This window comes from Rhodococcoides kyotonense (assembly GCF_001645385.1).
Lineage (GTDB): Bacteria > Actinomycetota > Actinomycetes > Mycobacteriales > Mycobacteriaceae > Rhodococcoides > Rhodococcoides kyotonensis_B.
Window position 1 is genome coordinate 63,704 of record NZ_LVHI01000016.1, and the last position, 23,393, is coordinate 87,096.

Here is a 23,393-nt window from a genome sequence, read left to right on the forward strand (position 1 = left end):
GAACATGTCGGGACCCAGTGAAGAAGCGTTCCCCGACTGGTTCGTCGAACGCTTCGCCGACTACTGGCAGTCCGGCGGCGCGTCGCGCATCGAGGGTCGGATCATGGGCTACCTGCTCGTCGACGAATCACCCGGCGTCACCGCCGCTCAGCTCGCAGAGGCGCTGAGCACCTCCCGCGGATCGGTGTCCAACTACATCCGACGCCTCATCGCACGCGGGTTCGTGAAACAGGTGCGGCGGCCGAGAGACCGGATGCACTACTACGTCATGGATTCCGACGTGTGGGGCGGCTTTCTCGAGAACGAGCACGCCTACCTCGAGAACCAACGCGCGCTCGCGACCGAGGCATTGAAGTACGCCGACCCGAACGGTCCGGCCTACCTCCGTGTCCTCAACATGCGCGACTACATGGGATGGATCATCGACAACCGCATGCTCCGCAGCGAGTGGACTCGGTTCAAGGAGGAACGGGACGGACGCTGACGCACTACAGCTTCCCGACGGCCTCGTCGATCATCGGCACGTAGCGTTCGAGTGCCCACGGCACGGTCAGCGGGTTGATGATCGACGACCCGGTCACGAACGGCTGCTCGGTCGGTGCAACGACGGACCCACGCCCGATGGCCGGAATCTGGTTGTAGGCGGGCTGGGCTTCGGTCTCCGCGCGGTTCTCGGCGTCCGAGTAGAACGTGAAGATCAGATCCGAATCGTTCAGCAGATTCGCGTTCTCGAGCCCGATGACCGCCGAGTCGGTGCCCTCGGTCTCGTCCAGCGTGTAGACGACGGGGTCGACCTCCAGGCCGAGTGCACGCACCATCGCGACGCGCTGCTCCTCGGCGAGGAACACACCGAGCGTCGCGGGCCCGGTGTTGTAGATGTACGAGAACGTGACGTCCTTGTACTCCGGATGTGCGGCGGTGGCGTCGGCGAACTGGCTCTTGATCTTCTCGATCTCCTCGGCGGCCTTGGCTTCCTCACCCATGGCCTTGCCGATGACGTAGATCTGGTCTTCCCACGTGATGGTCCACGGCTGCTCTTCGTACGCGACGACGGGAGCGAAGTCGTTCAGCGCGTCGAACTGCTCCTGCGTGATGCCGGACCACGGTGCGAGGATGAGGTCGGGATCGAGCGCGAGGACGGCCTCGATGTTCAATTCCGTTCCACCGGTGAATTGTTCGGGTAGCTCGTCGGCGGCGACTGCATCGTGAATCCACGGAAGATAGCCGGTGTCGTCGCTCCCCCACTGGTACTCCTCGATACCGACGGGCACGGTGCCCAGCGCGATGGCGGTCTCGGCGGACCCCATGCCGAGGGTGACGATGCGCTCGGGCTTCTCGCTGATGACGGCTTGGCCGAGCGCGGAATCGATCGTCACCGTCTCGAATTCGCTGCCCGACGCGTCCGCGGTGGTGTCGTCGGTCGACGAGCTACACCCCGCGACGACCAGGGCTGCAGCCAGGAAGCCGGACAGCATCGCGGTGCGCCGGAGAGGGAGGTGTCGCATCGAAGCCCTTTCGCTAGGTGAGCGCGAATGTATAGCCCTCTATACATTTCTGCTCACAGGCGGTTTACCATAGGCTTACCTACTCTGAAATTTCAAATTCCGTGAAACTTCGATGCACGTACGGTGGTCCCATGAGCCTTCCCAAGCCAGGCCCCGATCGCACGGCGGTGGTGACCGGCGCGTCGTCGGGCATCGGTGAAGAGATCGCCCGCGAACTCGCCCGGCGTGGTCATGGCGTCACCCTCGTCGCGCGGCGCGAGGACAAGTTGGCCGCGTTGGCCGCCGAACTCGGCGACTCAGCGCACGTGCTGGCCGCAGACCTGTCGAAGCGGTCCGATCGCGCGGCTTTGCTGGGCCGCATCGAAGCACTCGGCCTGACGCCGGACATCCTCGTCAACAACGCGGGACTGTCCACGCTCGGGCCCGTCGCTGCGTCCGATCCCGAGGCGGAGCTCAACATGATCGAGGTCGACGTCGCATCCGTCGTCGACCTGTGCAGCCGGTTCCTTCCCGGCATGACGTCGCGACGACGCGGCGCGATCCTCAATGTCGCGTCGACCGCCGCGTTCCAGCCCCTCCCCGGTCAGGCCGGGTACGGCGCATGCAAGGCGTTCGTTCTGTCCTACACACAGAGCCTCACCGGAGAGCTGAACGGCACGGGCGTCACCGCGACTGCCCTGTGCCCCGGCCCGGTCGACACCGGCTTCGGTGAAGCAGCGGGTTTCTCGAAGGAGGACGCCGAAGCCGCACTGCCGTCGGTCATGTGGATGCCCGCCGACGTCGTCGCCAAGACCGGCGTCGACGGTATGGCCAAGGGCCGGATGGTCGCGATTCCGGGGACCGTCAACCGCGTCGCGTCGGTGTTCGCCGCGGTGACGCCCCGAAAGCTGTTGGTGCCCATCCTCGCTCGCAACCATCCCGGACTTCGGAGGGGACGATGACCCGTGAGATGGCCGTCTCGGACAGCGTCGTGGTGAACGCCGATCCGGACACCCTGTACGCCGCCATCAGCGATCCCACGAAGATGGGCGACTGGAGTCCGGAGAATCTCGGAGCCGTCGTGACCGACCCACGCGACGCCGCCTACGTCGGAATGCACTTCGTGGGCCGGAACAAGCGCGGCGGCGCGACGTGGGTGACCCGCTGCACGGTCACCGTCGCCGATCCCGGCAAGGCGTTCGAATTTCGCGTCCACGCGATCGGCGTGAAGAAGCCTCGCCTGAATGCCGCGAACGCCACGTGGCGCTACGACTTCGAATCCGTCGACGGCGGAACGAAGGTCACCGAGACGTGGACCGACGACCGCCGAAAGTGGCCCGACGTCGCTGCCCTCGTGTTCGACAAGATCGTCACCCGCGGCAGGACGTTCCCGCAGTTCCAGCGTCGCAACATCCAGAAGACGCTGGACAACCTGCAGAAGGCATACGCGACGACGAGCTAGCGACCTACGCTCGCGAGAAGAGTCCTCGGACGTACGCCGCTTGCCCCGCGTGCTGAAGGTCATCGGACACCACCGACACCAGGCGAACACCGAGGGTGACCGGCGGATCCCAGTTGTCGTCGACGACGCGATCGAGGTCCTCCGCGGTCAGCGACTCGACGTACGCCTTCGTCCTGGCGTGGACGGCGTCGTGGTAGTCGCGGAGCAACTCCGCGCTGCTCGTGACGGCCGCGACGTCGTCGGAACTCTGTCCGTACCCGATGTCGCCGGCGTCGAAGGGAAGCGCGAACCGTTCGTGCCAGCCGTCCGCCGTCCAGACCTGCTCACTGCCCGCGACGCCGGCGACATGATCGTCCTGCACGCGCGTGAGATGCCAGATCAACCACGCGACCGTGTTGGCGTCGGAATCCGGACGGAAGGAAAGAGCCTGGTCCGGAATGTCGTCGAGAGTGTCGTGGACGACGCCCTTGATGCGTTCGAACGCGTCGACGAGTACAGCGGCATGATTCATCGGGGCTCCTTCTGTGCGGCTTCGCCACCCGTGCGCGGTTAGTTCGCCTCTGGACCGGGTGCGAAGCGAATACCCACGTTCGGAATTTTCATCACCGCGACGCCCGTTGCACAGAGAATGAAGGCAATTGCGTATACCGAGACCGGACCGTCCTCCGTACTGAACCTCGTCGAGCGAGAGCCCGGTGAGCCCGGTCCGGGTGAAGTCCGGGTCAAGGTCGTCGTGTCCGGCGTGAATCCGACCGACTGGAAGAACCGCACCGGCGCCACCGGCTCCCTCGGATTCGACGAGGTCGTACCGAACCAGGACGGAGCCGGAATCGTCGACGCGGCGGGACCGGGCGTCGAAGGTCTGGCCGTCGGCGATCGCGTGTGGCTTTATCTTTCCCAGCACCAACGGCCGACGGGCACCGCGCAGGAGTACACGGTCGTTCTCGCCGAGCATGTGGTGCGGCTGCCCTCCGAGGTGTCCTTCGACGTCGGCGCCAGCCTCGGCGTGCCTGCCATGACCGCGCACCGCGCGTTGACGGTGTCCGAGGACGGGCCGACGCGTCTGCACCCCGGTGCGCTGCAGGGCAAGACCGTACTGGTCGCGGGTGGAGCAGGGGCCGTCGGACATGCGGCGATTCAGTTGGCGCGGTGGTCGGGCGCGACCGTCGTGACAACCGTCAGCAGCCCCGAGAAGGGTGCACTCGCCACCGCGGCAGGCGCTCATCACGTCGTGAACTACAAGACCGGTGACGCCGAGGCCGAGATCAAGAAGATCGCGCCCGAGGGTGTCGACCTGATCGTCGAGGTCGCGCCCGCGCAGAACGCGAAGTTGAACGCAGCTGTCGCCGGCAACCGTGCATCGATCGCGGTGTACGCGAACAACGGCGGCGACGCCTTCACTCTCGACATCCGGCCGCACATGATTTCGAACGCACGCTACCAGTTCGTGCTGCTGTACACCGTCGGCGACCAGGCGTTGAAGGCTGCGCAGGAGGACGTGAGCGAGGCAGCACGGGCAGGCGTCCTCGAAGTCGGCGAGGCGGCGGGCCTTCCGCTGCACCGGTATCCGCTCGAGGACACCGCGGCCGCACACGACGCCGTCGAGAACGGTGCCGTCGGCAAGGTGCTGATCGACATCTAGGGGCCTTCGGCCCACGTGCGTGGGAATGTAGAGCGGGCTATACATTCCCACGCACGTGAGGCTATGCCGCCACCCCGTGAAACTGGTTCTCCGCCTGCAACATCCCGGAGAACCAGTCGTCGAGGGTGGCGTCGTCGATACGTGCGGGCAGTGCATCGACCTCACGCGCCAACGCCTCCACCTGCGCGACGAACGCAGGCTCGGTGTGCATGACGATCCAATCCTGCAGTGCCGGTTCACGTTCGACGTCCGACGCGAGCGCTTCACGGCACCACGACAGGTACAGCGTCTCGGCCGCGAACATCCCGACGAGCGCTGCGGCTCGTCCGTGCTCACGCGCCAGACCCAATGCATACCTCGACAGCACCGACGACTCGGCCACCAGCGCGTCGACATCGCCGTCGTACGGGAACTTCTCGCGTAGATCGGCGAAGTAGTCACGCTGCTCGCCGACGAGGTTGGACATCGACACGACGTGGTCGCGGGCGTCGTCCAACGACTCCGACTCCGCCACCACGAGACCGAGGATGCGCACGGCCGTCAGCACGAACGCCTCCTCGATCACCAGATATCGTCGAAAACCGTTGTCCGACAGTGTTCCCGCGATCGATTCGGCGATGAACGTCACCGCGCGCGACTCCGCGAGAGCCACCTGGTGACGCTCTACCAACGCGGCCGCGCGACTCATTCCCCCGCTACCCACGTGATCAGGCCGTCGAACAGGTCGGTGTACCCCGCCCATTGCTCGCAGAACTCCGGGGGCGCCCAGTGCGGCGAGCAGTCCGACGTGAAGACCACCGAACGGCCCGTGCCGTACTCCCCCGCCACGACGAGCGGGTCGCCGTTGATCGTCGCGGGCACGGCGGTACCGTCCTTCGCGACGACGCGGTTGTACCCGAGCAGTCCCGGCCATTCCGTCCCTGCGCCACCGAGTGCGGCGTGCGACGGGTCGTCGACCTGCGGCACCATGCCCGCGGGAGTTTCGACGCGATCGTCCTCGGGCAGCATCGTGACCGGCAGCGCGTCGGCCAACGCGGTCTGGCGAAACGCACCGCGAGCCTGGAAACCGGAGAACGACAGATACCCGCCGATCATCATCAACGCGCCACCGCCGGCAACCCAGTCACGCAACGCGGCGAGACGATCCTCACCGGGCTGAAAACGGTCGAACACCCCCGGCGCCAACTGAATCGAGTTGGCGCCGATGTCCGACAGCACGACGACGTCGAACTCGGCGAGCGCCTCGGCCGTACCCGGAAACTGCGTCGGCACCAGGTGGGCCGGCATGTGCACGACGTCGTGGCCGCGCGAGGTCAGCGCGTCCTTCAGCGGCCCGACACCCTCGACGTACGAATGCACGGTGAACTCGTCGACGCCCTTGACGTGCGTGGACGTCGTCATCCAACTTTCGCCTGCGATCAGAACTTTCTTGCCCATGAAACTCTCTATCCTTTTCCGGCGTGCTCGAAGAGCGCCCTGGGGTTGTCTCGCATCAGCGAGGACACGTGCTCCGGTTCCATTCCGCCGCGCACCAATCGTGCGGCGAACGAGACCGGTACATAGGTGAATCCGTTGCCACCGTGCTTGCGGAGCATCGATTTCAGGAACAGGTCGTGGCTCAGCAGCAACTGCGTGCGATAGCCGCCGCCGACCAGACCCTGGATCGCGAGTGCCGTCTCTGCCGGGTACGGCGATTGCCCTTCACCCGGGAACTCGAACGGCATTCCGATCATGTCGAATTCGAGGTACACGCCACGGTCGGCGATCGAACACTGATATTCGGGGTCGTTGCCCGACGGGTCCATGTGGCACAACACCACCGAACCCGGGTCGACGCCCATCTCGTCGACGACGATGTCGAGGACGTCGTGGCCGTACCGCTTCCAGCCCGGAAGGTGAACGAACAGGGGGACGTTCACTTCCCGCTGGGCCACACACGCCGCCCTCAGCGCTTTGGCCTCGTTGGGCGTGAACCACGGCGAGACACCGATCTCGCCGATCACGCCGGGACTCGGGCGGTCACCGGGCGCGAACTCCTCGATCAACGACGCCGCCAGCATGTCGACGCCGAGTTCCTCGACCTCGGCCGGGTGCGTGGATTCCAGGTACCAACCGCAGCCCATCACGACGCGGACTCCCGACGCCGCCGAGTACTCGGCCAGAATCTCCGGTCGACGACCGATTCCCGGCGGGGTCAGATCGACGACCGTCGTTCCGCCGTTGTCCGCGAACGCTTTCAGGTCGTCGAGCACGGCCGCCGCGTCGTCGACCCGGCAGTTGTCGAGGCTGTGGTACGGGTTGTCGTGCAGCAGCCACGCGTCCTCGGCCCTGACCTGCCCCTGCAGAATTTCGGCGACACGCGGGTCGGAGGACTCGCTGTACGCCACCGATGCGTCGTTGTGCAGGTGTTCGTGCGGCAGAACGAGACCGAGCTCGGACGAGTCGATCGGGCCGGTGACCGTCTGTATTCTCACTGTCCGCCCGGTGCGCTCTGCAGGTGCTTCCACAGCTGCGCCAGCGAATGGCCGCGCATGTTGATCCAGATCGCGACCAGCAGAACGATTCCGGTGATGATCGGCGTCAGGAACGGGCTGACACCCAGCAGCGTGAGGCCGTTGGCGATGATGCCGGTCAGCACCGCACCGATGACCGTACCGACGACGGTGCCGCGGCCACCGAACAGGTTGGTACCACCGAGAACGACGGCCGTGATGACCGTGAGCTCGAATCCGTTGGCGGAGTTGGCCGATCCCGATCCGAGACGCGCTGCGATGAGCAGACCGGCGATGCCGGCAGCGAGGCCGGTGAACACCAGCGTCATCATCAGGACGCGACGGGTGTTGACGCCCGAGCGTCGCACCGACTCGACGTTGGAACCGATTCCGGTGACGTAGCGTCCGAACCTCGTGCGGTTCAACGCGACAGCACCGATCACGACGACGATCAACGCGATCCAAGCACTCGCCGAGAAGCCCAGCCACGACGCGGTGCCGAGCTTCGCGAAGTACGTGTCCGGCGTGATCGGGACCGAGAATCCCTCGGTGCGGTACAGCGCGATACCGCGAATGATCGACAGTGTCGCCAACGTGACGATGAACGGCGGAATGCCTTGATACGCCGCGAGCCAACCGTTGACCAAACCCCACGCCGCCCCCATCAGCGGAGCGGCGACGAACACGATCGACGAATCGACACCCGCCTGGATCAGTTCGGCGCTCATCGCGGCGACGAATGCGACCGTCGCACCGACCGACAGGTCGATCTGCCCCGTCGTGATCACGAACGTCATCGCCACCGCGATGATGAGCACCGGCGCGATCTGCGTCGCCAGGTTCGAGATGTTGGTGAAGGTCAGGAACGACGACGTCGTCACCGAGAACACCAGTGCCACAGCAACGGTGACGGCCAGCATCGCGAGCGTCGGTTTGTTCAGCGACTGCCAGAACGTGGGCCTGGCCGCGAGCGTGCTCACGGACGGCTGCGCGCTCTTGTCGATGGTGATCATGCTTGTCCTCCCTGCGGAACAGGTGTGCGGGTGATCAGCCCGACCAGCGACTCGATGTTCAGATCGCCGATGGGTACGTCGTCGACGCTCTCACCCTCGTACATGACGGTGATGCGGTCGCAGACCCGGAAGAGGTCCTGCAGTCGGTGCGTCACCAGGATGACGCCGACCCCCTGTGCTGCGACGTCGGTGATCAGCTTCAGCACCGATTCCACCTCGGCGACGGCCAACGCGGCCGTCGGCTCGTCGAGGATGAGTACGTCGGGTCGGAACGACACGGCACGCGCGATGGCGACGGTCTGGCGCTGTCCACCGGACAGTTGACCGATCTCCTGATACGTCGATTTCACCTTGACGTGCAGGTCGGCCAGGATCTCGGCGGCCTTGGAATGCATGCCGTGGCGATCGAGGAACGGGCCCTTCCGCGGCTCGCGCCCGAGGAACAGATTGCTGGCGACGTCGAGCGTGTCGCACAGCGCCAGATCCTGGTAGACGATGCCGATCTTCTTCTGTTGCGCGTCGAGCGGCGTCGAGAACTTCACCGGCTCGCCGTTCACTCGCATTTCGCCACCGTCGTGTTGGACGGCGCCGGCAAGGATCTTCATGAGCGTCGACTTGCCGGCGCCGTTGTCTCCGACGACCCCGAGTACTTCCCCCTTGGACAGTCGAAGATCGACTCCGCGTAGGGATTTCACCGGGCCGTACGATTTGGTGATCCCGGACAGTTCGATCAACGGCGCGCTCGTAGGTGCCATCACTTCTCCAGGTAGTAGAGGTAGTCGTCGACATTGTCCGGGGTGACGATCTGCGTCGGAACCGGAATGTCGGCGGGCGCCTCGCGGCCGCAGCCGAGGTCGATGGCGGCGTTCATGGCTTCGTAGCCGAACTCGAAGGTGTTCTGCTGCACGACCCCCTTCAGCCAGCCTGCGTTGAGTGCGCTGACGGCCTGGTCGGACAGATCCCAGCCGACGGCCTGGACACGATCCTGTGCGTTCTGGCTGTTCACCGCGGCGACCAGTCCGATCAGCGCGGGCTCACCGGTCGCGTAGACGTACTCCATGTCGGGATTGCCGGTCAGCAAGTTCTCGGCCGCGGCCTGCGCGTTCTCCTGGATGTTCCGGCCGTCGACGACGGTTCCGACGGTCATGCCCGCGGCGGACACGGTGTCGGTGAAGCCCTTCTGACGCTCGAGCTGGACGGTACTGTTCAACGCACCGACGATTCCGACTGTGCCTGTGCCGCCGGACATCTCGGTGAGGGTCGCGCCGATCTGCTTACCACCCTCCTCGTTGGCCGTTCCGACCTGGGTCGACAGAGCAGGGTCGTCGACGACGGCATCGACGGCGACGACGGGGATGCCGGCCGCGTCTGCCTTGACGATCGACGGCTTGATGCCGTCGGTGTCGATCGCGTCGACGATGATCGCGTCCACACCGGAGGCGATCAGGTTGTCGAACGCGTTGGCCTGCGTGACCGAGTCGTCGTTGCCGCTGATGATTTGCAGGTCGACGCCGGTCCGATCGGCGATCTTCTGTGCAGCAGTGTTGATCTGGTTGAAGAACAGCGCCTGCAGGTTGATCGTCACGAGACCGACCTTCAACGTGCCGTTCTTGCCTTCGCAGGCTTCGGCGACGCGGCTGGGCTCCGGGATGGACGCCGCTGCGGTCGAGCCGTCGCCCGTGTCGCTGGACGACGCCGAGTCGCAGGCGGTGAGTGACAGCGCCAGTGCGGCGCCGACCACGAGCGGAAGAGCGCGTTTCATCATGGGATCTCCTGGAGGTCGAGTGAGCTGTGGTTCATGAAGGCGAGCAGTTCGGTGCGAGTCGGGCAGCCGCGCGGGCCGGCGGTCGCGCAGGCCAACGCGGCGGAGGCACCGGCGAGACGTGCCGCGTCGACAGGAGGTGTTCCCGCGTCGACGAAGGCGATATAGGTGCCGCAGAAGCAATCTCCGGCGCCGACGGCATCGATGACGTCGACCTGAACAGCAGGTTCGGTGGTGACCTCGCCGGTAGGGGTCACGAGGCTCCAGCCCCGCTCGCCGTCGGTGAGGACGAGGTAGGTGTCGTGCTGCGAGGCCAGCTCGGCGGATCGGGCGTCGTCGATGCCGAAGGCCCGCTCCCACAGGCTGCGCCCGACGATGACGTGATCGGCGAGCGCGAAGGCACGCAGCGCCGCGTCGCGATCCTCGCACCCGTCGAGATCGATTGCGACGTCGACGCCGTCGGGCAGACGTTCGGGAAGGAACGCCGCTCGGTAGCCGTCGACGAACAACCGTCCACCACCTGCGTCTGCGATTCTCCGTATCACCGCGGCGATCCGGCCCGCGTCGTTGGCGTCGTCCTGGCTGATGATCGAGCGATCCCCACCGTCGGCGATGAGAACCACGGCCGTCGACAGGAACGCGTCGCGCGGCGCCCAACTGGTGTCGACGCCGCCCCGTTCGAGATTCTCGAGAAACTCGGTCGACCGCACGTCCGGCCCGACGGCACCCGCGAAGAAGACCCGCGCGCCCATCCGTGCGGCCGACACCGCGGCGTTGGCGTTCATGCCGCCGTCGATAGAGACGATCGACGTGGCCTGGACACGCTCACCGAGCACGGGTACATGCGGAACCTGCACTGTCACATCGTTGTTGGCGTATCCGCAGAAGACGATCATGACTTACTTGCCCGCCGCACGAGCCAGGGTACGGACCTTGTCGCCTGCGACGCGGCCCCACCAGCGGCTGTTCTCCTTGACGGACGAGGCGATGATCGCACCGTCGCACTCTTTCATCAACGTCGCGACGTTCTCGGCGGTGATGCCGGACCCGATGATGACGGGCAGAACGGTGTTCGACTTGATCAGTGACACCTCGTCGACGGAGGCGGCGTCGCCGGTGCGCGAACCGGTCGCGATGAGCACGTCGGCGTCGAAGAATTCGGCATCCTCGGTCTGCTCCGCGATGGTGCGGTCGGCGACGATGGCGTGCGCACCGTGCTTGACGTGCACATCCGCGAAGATCCGCACCGGATCGGCGCCGATGCGATGGCGGAATCGGGTGGTCTTGGCAGCCTGACCCTCGATGAATCCCTCGTTGGCGACGTAGGCGTTGGCCCACTGGTTGACGCGAACGAAACTGGCACCTGCGGCCCACGCTGCGGCGACACCGCATTCACCCGCATTCGACAGGATGGAGACGCCGACGCTCTTGCCGAACTCGCCCACGACAGCCGCCGTCACGACGCCCATGCTGGCCGCGGTCTCGTATCCATGTTCACCGGGCTTGAGGAACGGTATGTCCCAATGATTTTCGACGATGACCCCGTCGAATCCGTTGTCGATGTAGGCGTGGGCCTCCTCCACGGCGAAGGCTGCGATCTCGGATACCGGCATGCCCTTGTAGTGCGGGCTCCCGGGCAACGCCGGAAGGTGAATCGCGCCGATGAGGGACGGGCTGCCGGTGAACATCTCGGCCAGCGCCGACGGCTTTGCCGGGAAGACTCCCAGCGAGGACGTACTCACGAAAACTGCTCCTTGGACTGAACTGCGGAACGTTCGGATGTAATCGATTGCCTTGCGTACATGCACCGTAGGCGATCGACACCTGGTTGTGTCAAGGATTTCTCGAGTCGTTTATGTAAACGATTGCCTCTATTGTGTTACCCAGGGTCTTCCAGACCCGTCGGTTCGCTGATCTCGCACTCGAAAGGAGACGAATGCGCAAGGCAACCATCCGCGACGTCGCAGAGCGTGCAGGCGTCTCGACGGCAACCGTGTCGAGAGCGCTGTCCGGCTCCCGACCGGTCTCGGACGAGCTGGCCCGAACCATTCGGAAAGCCGCCGACGACCTCGGCTATTCGGGCAACATCATCGCCAGCTCGCTCCGTCGCAGCAGGACGGACACCGTCGGCATGGTGGTGCCGAGCATCGCCAACCCGTTCTTCACCTCGCTCGTGGAGAACGTCGAACACGTACTGTCGCAGCGCGGCCTCCAGCTGTTCCTGTGCGATTCACGCTCCGACCCGGACGTCGAAGCGCAGCGACTGCGCAGTCTGGTGTCCCGTCAGGTCGACGGCATCATCATCAGCCCGTGCCACGGAGCGCGTTCCGCCGAGGCCGTGCGCACGAGCGCGAAGGCGCTCCCGGTCGTGCAACTCGACCGCTTCGCCAAGGACACGCACACGGACTGGGTCGGCGTCGACGACGATGCCGCGCAAGCACTCGTCATGGACCATCTCGACTCCCTGGGTGTGCGGACCGCAGCCTTCATCAGTTCGACACTGACCAACTCGTCCACCGAGCTACGCAGAGCAGGGTTCTTCCGCCACGCCGCGCGGGTAGGAATCGAGACGCGCGAAGAGTGGACGCTCCTCGGCTCGTACTCCATCGAATGGGGACGGGCGGCGTCACATACCATCTTGGACAACGACTCTCGCCCGGACGCCGTGGTGTGCGCCGACGATCTGATCGCGCTCGGCGTTCTGCAGTCGTGCAGCGCCCTCGGACTGTCCGTACCCGGCGACGTCATGGTCACCGGCTTCGACGACATCCCGTTCTCGGCACTCAGCAGTCCCCCGCTGACGACGGTGCGTCAACCCCAGGAACGCATTGCGATCGAGGCCGCCCGTCTGTTGGATCAGGCGATGAACGACACCGTCACCGGCGCCGCGCACATCGCACTGAAACCCGAACTGGTAGTACGTCAGTCGACCGTCGGCCAGGCACGCGCCACCGCGGTGTAGGCCCGGGCGGCGGCGTCGACCTCCGCGAGCGAGACGCTCTCGTTCGCGGCGTGCATCAAGGCGGGAGTTCCCGGGCCCCAGACCACGATCGGGGCCGACGGCGCGGCAGCCGCCAGAATCGACGCGTCGGTGAAGTACGTGACCGGGCCGTCGGCGACAGCGGTGGCCAGCGAGCGCACCCACGGATCGCCGGAAGGCGTCCGCACGCCCGGGAGGTCGATCCGCGCCTCGACGCTGTGGACCTCCGGCTGACTGCGCCACCAGGCGAGCAGGTTCTCTCCGGTTCCGACGGTGCGATGGTCGACGATCACCTGCGCCGCGTCGGGCACGATATTCGGAGCCGAACCGCCGCCGATCGTGCCGACGTTGAACGTCTCGGCGCCGAGGAACGGGTCTTCTGCGAGAGGGAGTTCGGTGCGCGCACGGGCCAGCACGTCGACCAGCTTCATGATGGCGCTCTCGCCTTTCTGCGGCGTACTTCCATGCGCAGCAACGCCTTTCGTCGCGACGTCGAGCCACAACGCGCCACGATGTCCGAGGTGCACACCGTTCCCGGTCGCCTCCGGAACGATGACGGCACCCACCGAACAGTCGGCAACGGCATGCCGGGCCGCCTGCGCTCCGAGCGACCCGATTTCCTCGTCGCTCGTCAGCAGCAGCGCGATCGGGATACCGCGCTCGGCCGCGTCGATCACTGCAGCCGTCGCGGCGACGAGTCCCGCCTTCATGTCCGACGTACCCCGGCCGTGCAGTAGACCGTTCTCGACCGATGCGGCGAACGGATCGAACTCCCAGTGCACGAGGTCACCGGGTGGCACCGTGTCGACGTGGCATGCGAACACGAGTCGTGTCGCCGACGGCGGTGCATCGTTGGTGAGCAACAACCAAGGGTGCGCGCCGTCCGGTTCACCCTGGACGTCCACGGTGCCTACCTTCGACTTCACCACGGACACAACGGTCTCCATGGTCAGCCGCTGCGGATCCGGGTCGCCCGACACGGTCCGTCGGGCGACGAGTTCCTGGAGCAGTCCGGTCGAGTCCATGTCGTCAGTTCTACCGGATGTCGTCGGCAATACCGTTCTCGAGGCCGAGAAATTGGTGTCCACCCGTCGCATGAACGGTGACACGGGCCGACGGCAGGGCTGCGGCGTTCAGCGCGAGATGATCGAACGGTACGACGTCGTCGTCGCGGCAATGATGCAGCGACAGAACGGTTTCGGGCTCGGCGTCCCCGAGCGCATAGTCCGGCACGTCCCAACCGCGCGGCGACCAGTCCGGCATCGCGAGCACGACGGCCGTGCGAAGAGGTCGCGGCTCTTCCGCCAGAACGCGTACCAGAATCGACGCGCCGAAAGAGTGTGCGACGACACGGTCGTCGGGACCGAGCGCGTCCAGCCTGCGACGAAGGGGCGTCGCCCATCCTTCGAAGGACATGTCCTCGCCGGAGAATTCCGGCATGTCCGTCTCGAGACCGAGCAGCTCGCCGATGCCGTCGGCCAGCGGCCTGTCGTCGAGGTATCCCCCGGCGCCGTGAACGAAAAGCAGTCGCGCACTCATGATTTCGAAATGGTCGGCAGGGTCGACCACGGAAAGTTGATCCACCGGTCCGTTTCACGCCACGAGAAGTCGGGGGCGACGATGGACCGCGGTTTCGTGTAGATGACCGCCGACTTCACCTCGTCGGTGTGTTTCTTCAACAGTTCGACGACGAGGGCGAGCGTACGCCCGGAATCGGCGACATCGTCGACGACGAGAAGCCGCTTGCCGACGACGGCATCGGTGTCCAGTAGCGGCTCGAGCACGATCGGGTCCGGCAGCGTCTCCTCGATGTCGGAGTAGAACTCGACGTTCAGCGTCCCCGCGGCCTTGACGCCCATCGCGTAGGCGATCGCGCCCGCGGGGATGAGGCCACCGCGAGCGATGGCGATGACGATGTCCGGGACGAATCCGTCGTCGACGATCTTCTCGGTCAGCTCGCGGGACGCGGCGCCGAACGCTTCCCAGGTCAAGACTTCGCGCGCGGGTTCGCTCATGGTGGCGATTATGGCGCCTTCGGCACCCGTGCGCGCATAGTTGGCCCAGGTTGCAACTTTCCACTCACGCCCGGTTTGCCGATACAGCAAAACATGTTGCGCATTCCGCATTTCACTGGCACTCTCGTGACATGCACACACACGACCAGCAGCCCGTCTTCGATCAGCCGTTCTGGGACAACCTCTACACCGAGCAGGCGCAGCGCTGGAGCGGCAACGCCAATCCCGTCCTCGTCACCGAGGTATCGAAGCTGACGCCGGGCAGCGCACTGGACATCGGCAGCGGCGAAGGTGGCGACGCGCGCTGGCTCGCCGATCACGGCTGGACCACCACTGGCGCCGACATCTCCGAGGTCGCGCTGCAGCGAGCACGCGACGAGCAGGGCGACCGGAACATCGAATGGCTGCACCGCGACCTTCTCGAGTGGGAGCCGACGAGCCGATACGACCTCGTCACCGCTCACTTCTTCCAGCTACCCGCCCACCAGACCGGACCCGCGTTCCAGCGCTTCGGCCGTGCCGTCGCACCCGGTGGACATCTGCTCATCGTCGGACACAGCCCGAACGACCACCTCGCGTCGCAGCACAAGCACAGTCAACTGTTGTTCGACGTCGACGCCATCACGTCTCTGTTCGACGACGCGGAATGGACGACGGTCGTCGCCGAGGACCGGCCGCGTCCGGCTGTCGATCCCGACGGCACTCCCGCCGAGCGAATGGATGTGGTGGTGCTGCTACGGCGTGCCGCGAGCTGACCGAATGTGGCTATCCGGTCACTCGGAGTGAGCGAGGGACGCCCTCGCTCTCGGGGGCGGGCGGAGGCCGGTCGGAGCGAATGTGGCCTTCCGGTCACTCGGAGTGACCGGATGTGACATTCGGTCGGGTAGCGGCGAGAGTGGACCGAATGCCGCTGAAGTACTACGTCCCGCTGACGATTTCGATGACCGCTGCACTGATCATCTTGTTCACGCCGGCGTCGGGAGTGCCCAGCGGGTTTCAGCACAGCGACAAAATCATTCACTTTCTCCTGTTCACCGCGTTGGCCTACTCGTCGCGGTTCGCGGGCATCTCGGTGGCGCGAACCGCAGCATGGATCGTCGCGTTCGCGGTGGCGTCGGAGATCTTGCAGGCCGTCCTCCCCCTCGGCCGCACCGGCGGCGTGGACGACGCGCTGTTCGATGTGCTCGGAGTTGGTGCGGGGTTGCTGATTGCTGCCGCAGCGCTTCCGACAAGCTCCCGGCAGCAGCCCACTCTGCGGCACGAATAGTGGCATCATGTGGTGAGGATCGACGACGGGAGACACGAATGCGTACCACTCTTGCCCTTGACGACGATCTTGTCGCCGAGGCTCAGCGCCTGACCGGCACCATGGAAAAAGCTGCGCTCGTCAGGGAAGCTCTCGGCGCGCTGATCGAACGTGAAAGCGCCAGAAGACTGGCACGCCTCGGCGGCACCGAGCCGGGCCTCACCAACACCCCCCGCCGCCGAAGCGAACCCGCGTGATCCTGGTCGATACATCGATCTGGATAGACCATCTTCGTTCTGGAAACGACGACCTCGCCCACTACTTGACCATCGGTGTGGTGCTCGTTCACCCCTGGGTCACTGGAGAAATTGCTCTGGGAAACCTCCACAACCGGACCGAAATTCTCGGGTTGCTGACGAACCTTCCGCAGGCGTCCGTCGCCGAGCCCGCCGAACTCTTCACCATGATCGAACGAGAAAGACTGTACGGCCGAGGGATTGGCTTCGTGGACGTCCAATTGCTCGCCGCAACGAGGCTGACGCCTGATGCCCAGTTGTGGACACGCGACAGAAGGTTGAGCAAGACCGCCGCTGCTCTTGCAATCCGCACTGTCTCAGGGTGATCTAGATTGAGACGCACGCCCCCAGCCGAGAGGAAGTGCGCCATGAAGTTCGCCCGCTCGAAGATCGCGGCCGTCACCACAGCAATCGCCGCAAGTCTGACGTTCGGCGCGGGCACGGCCGTCGCACAGGATCTGCCGACGGTCGTGCTGGTGCACGGCGCCTTCGCCGACGCCTCCAGCTGGGACGGTGTCGCCGGCGACCTTCGCGCGCGCGGCTATGACGTCGTCGTCCCCGACAATCCGCTGCGCGGACCCGGCTTCGATTCCGACGCGATCGAGAAGGTCGTGAACGGCATTACAGGGCCGGTGGTGCTCGTCGGACATTCCTACGGCGGAACCGTCATCACCAACGTGCATTCGCCGAACGTCGAATCGTTGGTCTACGTTGCCGCGTTCGTACCGGCGGCCGGCGAACCCGCTGCACTGGCGTTGGATCCGTTCCGGTTCGGACTGACCTCGCTACTACCGCCGGTGCTCGGGCTCGAGGTCGTCGAAGACTCGTCCAACATTCTCGGGAAGAACGTCGATTCCTTCATCGAGCCGACGCTGTTCAAGCAGTATTTCGCGCCCGATGTCAGCGACGAACAGGCCGCGAAGATGATTGCGACACAGAAGTCCATCGCCGCGGTGGCCCTTGTCGAACCGAGCGAGCCGCCGTCGTGGGCAGACACACCGAGCTGGGCGCTGATCCCCCAGCAGGATCAGATTATTCCACCGGCGTCGGAGAAATTCATGGCCGAGCGTGCCGGCGCGAAGATCACCGAGGCACCCGGGTCGCACGCGATTCTCGTGTCGAACCCGGGTGCCGTCGTCGATCTGGTGATTCAGGCGTCATAGGCGCTCAGCGCACGTGCGCCGTCAGGCGCTCAACACACGCAGGTGTTCGTCGCCACCGCCGAGGGTGTGCTCGATCGCCACCAGCCGCGAAACATAGTGTCCCACCGGGTATTCCGCGGTGACGCCGATTCCACCGTGCAGCTGGATCGCTTCCTGCCCCAGCTTGCGCGACGACCGTGAGATCTGCAGCTTCGCCCGCGACGCGACCGTGGGATCCACGACGCCGTCGGCCAGATTCATCGTTGCGTAGAGCGACATGCTGCGTGCGAGTTCGAGCAGCACGTACATGTCCGCCGCACGGAACGTCAACGCCTGGAACTTCGCGAGCGGAACGCCGAACTGCTTGCGCTGCTTCAGATAATCCGTCGTCAACCGCAATGCCTCTTCCATCGCGCCGACGGCCTCGGCGCACAGGGCAGCCTGCGCCCGCACCTCCGACGCGACGATGGCATCGGTCGCGTCCGAGCCCTCACCCAGCGGTTCCGCTGCCACGTCCGAGAACGACAGCTGTGCCGCACGCCCACCGTCGTGCGTGCGATACCCCTTGCGCGTCAGTCCCTGTGCGTCACCGTCGACCAGGAACAGTCCGACGCCACCGCCGGGCAACGCCGCACTGACGACCAGAAGGTCGGCACTCGCGCCGTGCGGAACCGGATTCTTGACCCCGTTCAACGCCCAGGACCCGCCATCCTCGGTCGCGGACACCGTGACGTCGATGTGCGGCCAGCGACTGCCGGTCTCGTTGTGCGCGAACGCAAGCAGCGTCGTTCCCTCGGCCACGCCCGGTAGGATTCGTCCCCGCTGATCCGTGCTCCCGACGTCGGCGATCAACCCGCCGGGGACGAGCACCGCGTCGAGAATCGGCTCGGGTGCCAGGCGTCGTCCGACCTCGGTCATGACGGCCATGATCTCGACGGGGCCCGCGTCCATGCCGCCGTCGTCCTCGGAGAAACTCAGCCCCAGCAGGCCGACCTCGGCGAGCTGCTTCCACACGTCGGTCGACCAGCCTGGGTCGTCGGCGACGATCTTGTTGCGCTTCTCCGTGTCGTACGCCCGGACGAGCACCTCACGGGTGGTGTCTCGGAGAAGTTTCTGTTCTTCGTTCAGTTCGAAATCCATGGCTGAAACCTCACAATCCGAGAATCGTCGACGAGATGATCTGACGCTGCACTTCGTTGGAACCGCCGTAGATCGACACCTTGCGGTAGTTGAGGTACGTGGGCACCGATCGCTGTGCCCAGCCCTCGCTCTCGATGTCGTCTCCCGCCTCGTACGGCAGCGAATCCGGGCCGGCGATGTCCATCAGCAATTCGGTGACGGCTTGCTGCAGCTCGGATCCGCGCAGTTTGAGTATGGACGACGCCGGATTGGGCTTGCCGTCCGAACTACCCGACACCAACCGCAGCTGGGTGATGTCCAGTGCCACGATGTCGTTCTCGAGTTCCGCGATGCGCGCGGCGAACAGCGGATCGTCGAGGAGCGTGCCGGTGCCGAGTTTCGTTGCCGCAGCGTGCTTCTTGGCCTCTTCCAGAGCAACCTTGGTGTGGCCGAGCCGGGTGATGCCGGTGCGCTCGTTGCCGAGCAGGAACTTCGCGTAGCTCCAGCCCTGATTCTCTTCTCCTACAAGGTTTTCCGCCGGAACGCGGACGTTCTCGAAGAACACCTCGTTGACCTCGACGCTACCGTCGATGAGCTTGATCGGGCGGACCGTGATGCCGGGAGTCTTCAGATCGATCAACAGGAAGGAGATGCCCGCCTGCTTCTTGGGCGCATCCGGGTTGGTGCGCACGAGAGCGAAGATCCAGTCGGCGTACTGGCCGAGCGTCGTCCACGTCTTCTGGCCGTTGACGATGTAGTCGTCGCCGTCACGGGTAGCCGTCGTGCGCAACGACGCGAGATCCGAACCCGCCTCCGGCTCGGAGAACCCTTGACACCACCAGATGTCCAGATTCGCGGTCTTCGGGAGGAACTTCTCCTTCTGTTCCTGCGAACCGAACGTCGCGATGACCGGACCGACCATCGACGCGTTGAACGTCAGCGGCTCCGGCACCGACGCCAGCTGCATCTCGTCGAGCCAGATGTGCCGTTGCGCGTCCGTCCAATCCCGTCCACCGAACTCCGTCGGCCAATGCGGAACAGCGAGTCCGTTCGCGTTCAAGATCCGCATCGTCGTCACCACGTCTTCTTTGGTGAGCTCGACCCCCACCCTGTTCTTCTCGCGGATCTCCGCGGGAATCTCGGTGGTGAAGAACGTCCGCATCTCGTCACGAAACGCAGCTTCCTCTTCTGTCAGGGCAAGATTCATTCTGGTCCCTCCGCTTCTAGCACCACAGCTGTCACCTCGACCGTACTCTCCGGTAACTGGTCTATTCTGCAGTAACTATGACTTTTCTGGCTCTGGTGCGGCACGGCGAAACCGACTGGAATCTGCACGGACGCCTGCAGGGAAGCTCGGACATCCCGCTCAACTCGACGGGACGTGCGCAGGCACGCGAAGCCGGGTACGAACTCGACGATCGCCAGTGGGACCTGCTCGTGAGCTCGCCGCTCTCTCGGGCCGCCGAGACCGCCGACATCATCGGCACGCACCTCGGCATCGAACGCACGGCGACGTACCCCGATCTCGCCGAACGTCACTTCGGCGAGGCCGAGGGATTCACCGATTACGACGCCTACTCACGGTGGCCGCACGGCATGTATCCCGGCTTGGAACCCCGCCGGGACCTGATGGTTCGCGGTGTGCGAGCCGTCGACGAGATCGCGTCGACGCATCCGGACAAGTCGGTCATCGCCGTCGCACACGGCGGGGTCATTCGCGCGATACTCGACGCGATCCGCGGGGTCGCGTCACCACGCATTCTCAACTGTGGTGTGTCGACACTGACGCACGACGGGACCGAATGGACCGTGGAGACGATCAACGGTGTAGCCGCTCGAAGGGTCTGGTGACATGGAGATCGAACGACGAATCGACGAACTCGGGTTCGTGCTGCCCGAGCCGCCTCGGGCTCCCGAAGGATTCGAGTTCGCTTTCGAGTGGGTTCGGGTATGCGGCAGCCGTGTCTTCGTCTCCGGCCATTCCCCGCAACACGCGGACGGCACCCTCGCGGGCCCGTTCGGGGCCGTCCCGTCGGAGGTCTCGGTCGACGACGCCACCGACGCCGCCCGGGACACGGCGTTGGCCGCGTTGGCGAGCATCAAACGCGCCATCGGTGATCTCGATCGGATCAGCGCGTGGCTCACCGTCTCCGGCAGTGTCAACGCAGACCACGGATTCACGCAGACCACGACGGTGATGAACGGCTTCTCGGACCTGATCGTCCAAGTGTTCGGACCCGAGATCGGAGCACATGCGCGTTCCGCGATCGGAGTGGCTGCGCTACCGATGAACAACGCCGTGGTTGTATCGGCGGAGATCGAAATCGACGGCTAGAGAGGCCCAATGAAGCGCGCGTTTGCATTACTGGCCGCCATCGCTGCGCTGCTGGCCGTGGCCGGGTGCGGATCGTCGTCGGGACCGTTGCTCGAACAGATCGAGGACAAGGGTGTCATCGTCGTCGGCACCGAAGGGACCTACAGTCCGTTCAGTTTCCAGGGTTCCGACGGACAGCTGACCGGCTACGACATCGACGTCGTCAACGCGGTCGCGCAGGAATTGGGCGTGCGCGTCGAGTTCGTGCAGACACCGTTCGACTCGATCTTCGCCGGCCTGGAGTCCCAGCGCTTCGACCTGATCGCGAACCAGGTGACGATCAACCCCGAGCGACAAGGCGCCTACGACCTGTCCAAGCCGTACACCGTGTCCGAGGGCGAAATTCTCACGACGGCAGCGAATACGTCGATCACCTCCACCGCCGACCTCGCGGGAAAGACGACAGCACAATCGTCGACGAGCAATTGGGCCGGAGTCGCTTCCGACGCGGGTGCGAACGTCGAGGCCGTCGAAGGATTCGTTCAGGCCGTCACGCTCGTCAAGGACGGACGTGTCGACGCCACCGTCAACGACAGCCTCGCGATCGCCGAGTACCTGAAGACGACGGGCGACACCGGGGTCAAGGTCGCCGCCCAGACCGGCGACACCAGCTACCAGGCGTTCGTCGCCCGCAAGGACACCGGGCTGATGGACGAGATCGATTCGGCCATCGACACGTTGCAGGCCGACGGCACTCTTGCGCAGATCTCCGAGAAGTACTTCGGCTCCGACGTCGCCGCACCCACCGCGGACACACAGGCGCCGACGTCCGACGCGGCCGCGTCGGACGGCCGATCGAAACTCGATCTGATTCTCGACAACCTGTGGCCGATGCTGAAAGCCACTGTCACGATGACCATTCCGCTGACCGCGATCAGCTTCGTGATCGGTCTGGTGATCGCGCTCGCTGTCGCCCTGGCGCGGATCTCGTCGAACAAGGCTTTGTCTGCCGTTGCGCGGTTCTACGTCTCGATCATCCGCGGCACTCCCCTGCTGCTGCAACTGTTCATCGTGTTCTACGCGCTGCCCGAGCTCGGGGTGGTGATCGATCCGTTCCCTGCTGCGGTCGTCGCATTCAGTCTGAACGTCGGCGGTTATGCGGCCGAGGTGATCAGAGCCGCGATACTCAGCGTGCCGAAGGGCCAGTGGGAGGCGGCCGAGACGATCGGCATGGGCTATCGGACGTCGTTGCAGCGCATCATTCTTCCGCAGGCATTACGTACCGCCGTCCCGCCGCTGTCCAACACGTTGATCTCGTTGCTCAAGGACACCTCGCTCGCGTCGACCATTCTGGTGACCGAGTTGCTGCGCGTCGCACAGCTCGCGGCGGCACCGACGTTCGACTTCTTCGCGCTGTACAGCGTTGCGGCGATCTACTACTGGGTCATCTGCATGATCCTCTCGTTCTTCCAAGGCAAACTCGAAGTCCGACTCGACAGGTATGTGACGAAATGACCGATCTGCTCGACGTACAGGGTCTGCGTAAATCGTTCGGAGACAACGAAGTCTTGAAGGACGTGTCGTTCTCGGTGCCGACAGGCACGGTGACCGTCGTCATCGGGCCGTCGGGGTCGGGTAAGACGACGGTGCTCCGGGCGTTGAACGCGTTGGATCCGGCAGACGCGGGGATGATCCGGATCGGTGACGTGACGGTCGATTTCAACTCGTCGGTCAGCTCGACATCGCTCCGCGCCTACCGTGCCCAGAGCGGCATGGTGTTCCAGCAGCACAACCTCTTCCCGCACAAGACGGTGCTGCAGAACGTGATCGAGGGTCCCGTGATCGTGCAGAAGCGGCCGAAGGACGACGCCATCGCCGACGCACGCGAGCTGCTGAAGCAAGTCGGTCTGGCCGAGAAAGCCGACCAGTACCCGTTTCAGCTGTCGGGCGGTCAGCAACAGCGCGTCGGGATCGCACGGGCGTTGGCGTTGAAGCCGAAGCTGATGCTGTTCGACGAACCGACGTCGGCTCTGGATCCCGAACTGGTGGGCGAAGTGCTGTCCGTGATCAAAGGCCTTGCTGCGCAGGGGTGGACGATGGTCGTCGTGACACACGAGATCCGCTTCGCCGAACAGGTGGCCGACGACGTGTTGTTCATCGAGGGTGGCGTCGTCGTCGAGCGGGGTGCGCCGGCGAAGGTCCTACGGAATCCGTCGGAAGCCAGGACCAGGAAGTTTCTGGAGCGTATCCTCATGTGAGTGCGAATGTAGGCGGTCTCAAGCGGTCATCGCAACGAGCGTCTTGTCGTATGCCTTCAGAGGAGTATCCCATCCGAGGGTCCTACGGGGACGGTTGTTGAGTAGGTCCTCGACCTCGGCGAGCCGTTCTGGGGAGTGAACGGACAGATCGGTGCCTTTGGGAAAGTA

29 protein-coding genes and 1 pseudogene are annotated in these 23,393 nt (G+C 65.0%); 14 read left to right on the plus strand and 16 right to left on the minus strand.

All coding sequences use genetic code 11. From position 1 onward, the window contains the following. Nucleotides 1-4 precede the first annotated feature (4 nt). Nucleotides 5-484 (plus strand): GbsR/MarR family transcriptional regulator, encoded by a 480-nt coding sequence (locus tag A3K89_RS14015; RefSeq protein WP_068427095.1) that lies wholly within the window; start codon nt 5-7, stop codon nt 482-484. Between the two features lie 4 nt (nt 485-488). Here A3K89_RS14015 and A3K89_RS14020 read toward each other — a convergent pair whose 3' ends face one another. Further along, nucleotides 489-1,505 (minus strand): ABC transporter substrate-binding protein, encoded by a 1,017-nt coding sequence (locus tag A3K89_RS14020; protein ID WP_068427028.1) that lies wholly within the window; start codon nt 1,503-1,505, stop codon nt 489-491. Nucleotides 1,506-1,636: 131 nt separating this feature from the next. Here A3K89_RS14020 and A3K89_RS14025 point away from each other — a divergent pair, with 131 nt between their 5' ends. Together A3K89_RS14025 and A3K89_RS14030 are read left to right on the plus strand one after the other, a co-directional pair. Continuing rightward, nucleotides 1,637-2,446, plus strand: a complete 810-nt coding sequence (locus A3K89_RS14025; RefSeq protein ID WP_068427032.1) for an SDR family NAD(P)-dependent oxidoreductase — start codon at nt 1,637-1,639, stop codon at nt 2,444-2,446. Continuing rightward, nucleotides 2,443-2,946 carry an SRPBCC family protein gene (locus A3K89_RS14030; protein WP_068427034.1) on the plus strand — a complete coding sequence of 168 codons (504 nt, stop codon included), beginning with the start codon at nt 2,443-2,445 and terminating at the stop codon, nt 2,944-2,946. The genes A3K89_RS14025 and A3K89_RS14030 overlap by 4 nt, the downstream gene beginning before the upstream one ends. A 4-nt stretch (nt 2,947-2,950) precedes the next feature. Here the strand turns inward: A3K89_RS14030 and A3K89_RS14035 are convergent, their stop codons facing one another. Then, nucleotides 2,951-3,457, minus strand: coding sequence for a mycothiol transferase (locus A3K89_RS14035; RefSeq protein ID WP_068427036.1), 507 nt, complete (start codon nt 3,455-3,457; stop codon nt 2,951-2,953). A 117-nt stretch (nt 3,458-3,574) separates the two neighbouring features. Between A3K89_RS14035 and A3K89_RS14040 the strand changes: the two genes are divergently transcribed. After that, a complete protein-coding gene (locus A3K89_RS14040; RefSeq protein WP_068427038.1) occupies nt 3,575-4,588 on the plus strand; it encodes an NADPH:quinone reductase in 1,014 nt (337 codons plus the stop codon). Between the two features lie 61 nt (nt 4,589-4,649). Here the strand turns inward: A3K89_RS14040 and A3K89_RS14045 are convergent, their stop codons facing one another. The 8 genes from A3K89_RS14045 to A3K89_RS14080 are packed head-to-tail and all read right to left on the minus strand — an operon-like array spanning nt 4,650 to nt 11,597. Continuing rightward, nucleotides 4,650-5,276 carry a TenA family protein gene (locus tag A3K89_RS14045; RefSeq protein ID WP_068427039.1) on the minus strand — a complete coding sequence of 209 codons (627 nt, stop codon included), beginning with the start codon at nt 5,274-5,276 and terminating at the stop codon, nt 4,650-4,652. Then, on the minus strand, nt 5,273-6,025 hold the full coding sequence (locus A3K89_RS14050; RefSeq protein WP_068427041.1) for a glutamine amidotransferase: 753 nt from the start codon (nt 6,023-6,025) through the stop codon (nt 5,273-5,275). The genes A3K89_RS14045 and A3K89_RS14050 overlap by 4 nt, the downstream gene beginning before the upstream one ends. 8 nt (nt 6,026-6,033) lie before the next feature. After that, nucleotides 6,034-7,062, minus strand: coding sequence for a phosphotriesterase family protein (locus A3K89_RS14055; RefSeq protein ID WP_068427097.1), 1,029 nt, complete (start codon nt 7,060-7,062; stop codon nt 6,034-6,036). Then, a complete protein-coding gene (locus A3K89_RS14060; protein ID WP_068427043.1) occupies nt 7,059-8,093 on the minus strand; it encodes an ABC transporter permease in 1,035 nt (344 codons plus the stop codon). Before A3K89_RS14060 ends, A3K89_RS14055 begins: the two co-directional genes overlap by 4 nt. After that, entirely contained in the window at nt 8,090-8,848 is a 759-nt protein-coding gene (locus A3K89_RS14065; RefSeq protein WP_068427045.1) for an ATP-binding cassette domain-containing protein, read from the minus strand. Before A3K89_RS14065 ends, A3K89_RS14060 begins: the two co-directional genes overlap by 4 nt. Beyond that, nucleotides 8,848-9,858, minus strand: coding sequence for a substrate-binding domain-containing protein (locus A3K89_RS14070; RefSeq protein WP_068427047.1), 1,011 nt, complete (start codon nt 9,856-9,858; stop codon nt 8,848-8,850). The genes A3K89_RS14065 and A3K89_RS14070 overlap by 1 nt, the downstream gene beginning before the upstream one ends. Continuing rightward, the gene (locus A3K89_RS14075; protein ID WP_068427049.1) at nt 9,855-10,751 is read right to left on the minus strand and encodes a carbohydrate kinase family protein; all 897 of its coding nucleotides are present in this window, start codon (nt 10,749-10,751) and stop codon (nt 9,855-9,857) included. Before A3K89_RS14075 ends, A3K89_RS14070 begins: the two co-directional genes overlap by 4 nt. 3 nt (nt 10,752-10,754) lie before the next feature. Next, the gene (locus tag A3K89_RS14080; RefSeq protein ID WP_068427051.1) at nt 10,755-11,597 is read right to left on the minus strand and encodes a BtpA/SgcQ family protein; all 843 of its coding nucleotides are present in this window, start codon (nt 11,595-11,597) and stop codon (nt 10,755-10,757) included. A gap of 194 nt (nt 11,598-11,791) precedes the next feature. Between A3K89_RS14080 and A3K89_RS14085 the strand changes: the two genes are divergently transcribed. Then, nucleotides 11,792-12,817 carry a LacI family DNA-binding transcriptional regulator gene (locus A3K89_RS14085; protein ID WP_068427053.1) on the plus strand — a complete coding sequence of 342 codons (1,026 nt, stop codon included), beginning with the start codon at nt 11,792-11,794 and terminating at the stop codon, nt 12,815-12,817. Here the strand turns inward: A3K89_RS14085 and A3K89_RS14090 are convergent. The 3 genes from A3K89_RS14090 to A3K89_RS14100 are packed head-to-tail and all read right to left on the minus strand — an operon-like array spanning nt 12,778 to nt 14,850. Then, a complete protein-coding gene (locus A3K89_RS14090; RefSeq protein ID WP_068427055.1) occupies nt 12,778-13,860 on the minus strand; it encodes a M20/M25/M40 family metallo-hydrolase in 1,083 nt (360 codons plus the stop codon). The genes A3K89_RS14085 and A3K89_RS14090 overlap by 40 nt on opposite strands. 10 nt (nt 13,861-13,870) lie before the next feature. After that, nucleotides 13,871-14,374 (minus strand): alpha/beta fold hydrolase, encoded by a 504-nt coding sequence (locus tag A3K89_RS14095; RefSeq protein ID WP_068427057.1) that lies wholly within the window; start codon nt 14,372-14,374, stop codon nt 13,871-13,873. Continuing rightward, nucleotides 14,371-14,850: a phosphoribosyltransferase gene (locus A3K89_RS14100; RefSeq protein WP_068427059.1), complete on the minus strand. Its 480-nt coding sequence runs from the start codon at nt 14,848-14,850 to the stop codon at nt 14,371-14,373. Before A3K89_RS14100 ends, A3K89_RS14095 begins: the two co-directional genes overlap by 4 nt. 131 nt (nt 14,851-14,981) lie before the next feature. On the opposite strand from A3K89_RS14100, the gene A3K89_RS14105 reads away from it, so the two are divergent. The 5 genes from A3K89_RS14105 to A3K89_RS14125 all read left to right on the plus strand — a co-directional run bounded on the left by A3K89_RS14105 (nt 14,982) and on the right by A3K89_RS14125 (nt 17,555). Further along, nucleotides 14,982-15,605 (plus strand): class I SAM-dependent methyltransferase, encoded by a 624-nt coding sequence (locus A3K89_RS14105; protein ID WP_068427061.1) that lies wholly within the window; start codon nt 14,982-14,984, stop codon nt 15,603-15,605. A gap of 149 nt (nt 15,606-15,754) precedes the next feature. Then, nucleotides 15,755-16,117 (plus strand): VanZ family protein, encoded by a 363-nt coding sequence (locus A3K89_RS14110; RefSeq protein WP_068427063.1) that lies wholly within the window; start codon nt 15,755-15,757, stop codon nt 16,115-16,117. A 38-nt stretch (nt 16,118-16,155) separates the two neighbouring features. Next, nucleotides 16,156-16,353 (plus strand): type II toxin-antitoxin system VapB family antitoxin, encoded by a 198-nt coding sequence (locus tag A3K89_RS14115; RefSeq protein WP_068427065.1) that lies wholly within the window; start codon nt 16,156-16,158, stop codon nt 16,351-16,353. Continuing rightward, nucleotides 16,350-16,718 (plus strand): type II toxin-antitoxin system VapC family toxin, encoded by a 369-nt coding sequence (locus A3K89_RS14120; RefSeq protein ID WP_068427067.1) that lies wholly within the window; start codon nt 16,350-16,352, stop codon nt 16,716-16,718. The genes A3K89_RS14115 and A3K89_RS14120 overlap by 4 nt, the downstream gene beginning before the upstream one ends. Nucleotides 16,719-16,760: 42 nt before the next feature. Next, nucleotides 16,761-17,555, plus strand: a complete 795-nt coding sequence (locus A3K89_RS14125) for an alpha/beta hydrolase (RefSeq protein WP_068427069.1) — start codon at nt 16,761-16,763, stop codon at nt 17,553-17,555. Between the two features lie 21 nt (nt 17,556-17,576). Here A3K89_RS14125 and A3K89_RS14130 read toward each other — a convergent pair whose 3' ends face one another. Both A3K89_RS14130 and A3K89_RS14135 read right to left on the minus strand, forming a co-directional pair. Further along, a complete protein-coding gene (locus tag A3K89_RS14130; RefSeq protein ID WP_068427070.1) occupies nt 17,577-18,674 on the minus strand; it encodes an acyl-CoA dehydrogenase family protein in 1,098 nt (365 codons plus the stop codon). Between the two features lie 10 nt (nt 18,675-18,684). Beyond that, nucleotides 18,685-19,860: an acyl-CoA dehydrogenase family protein gene (locus A3K89_RS14135; protein ID WP_068427072.1), complete on the minus strand. Its 1,176-nt coding sequence runs from the start codon at nt 19,858-19,860 to the stop codon at nt 18,685-18,687. A gap of 77 nt (nt 19,861-19,937) precedes the next feature. On the opposite strand from A3K89_RS14135, the gene A3K89_RS14140 reads away from it, so the two are divergent. From A3K89_RS14140 to A3K89_RS14155, 4 genes are read left to right on the plus strand one after another with little or no spacing between them, the layout of a single operon-like run. Continuing rightward, on the plus strand, nt 19,938-20,504 hold the full coding sequence (locus A3K89_RS14140) for a histidine phosphatase family protein (RefSeq protein WP_068427074.1): 567 nt from the start codon (nt 19,938-19,940) through the stop codon (nt 20,502-20,504). Nucleotide 20,505: 1 nt separating this feature from the next. Further along, nucleotides 20,506-20,988 (plus strand): RidA family protein, encoded by a 483-nt coding sequence (locus A3K89_RS14145; protein ID WP_068427076.1) that lies wholly within the window; start codon nt 20,506-20,508, stop codon nt 20,986-20,988. Nucleotides 20,989-20,997: 9 nt separating this feature from the next. Then, on the plus strand, nt 20,998-22,482 hold the full coding sequence (locus tag A3K89_RS25470) for an ABC transporter permease subunit (RefSeq protein WP_084423797.1): 1,485 nt from the start codon (nt 20,998-21,000) through the stop codon (nt 22,480-22,482). After that, on the plus strand, nt 22,479-23,225 hold the full coding sequence (locus tag A3K89_RS14155) for an amino acid ABC transporter ATP-binding protein (protein ID WP_068427078.1): 747 nt from the start codon (nt 22,479-22,481) through the stop codon (nt 23,223-23,225). The genes A3K89_RS25470 and A3K89_RS14155 overlap by 4 nt, the downstream gene beginning before the upstream one ends. Before the next feature lie 18 nt (nt 23,226-23,243). Here the strand turns inward: A3K89_RS14155 and A3K89_RS26360 are convergent. Then, a pseudogene (locus tag A3K89_RS26360) lies at nt 23,244-23,393 on the minus strand (IS30 family transposase); the annotation flags it as partial.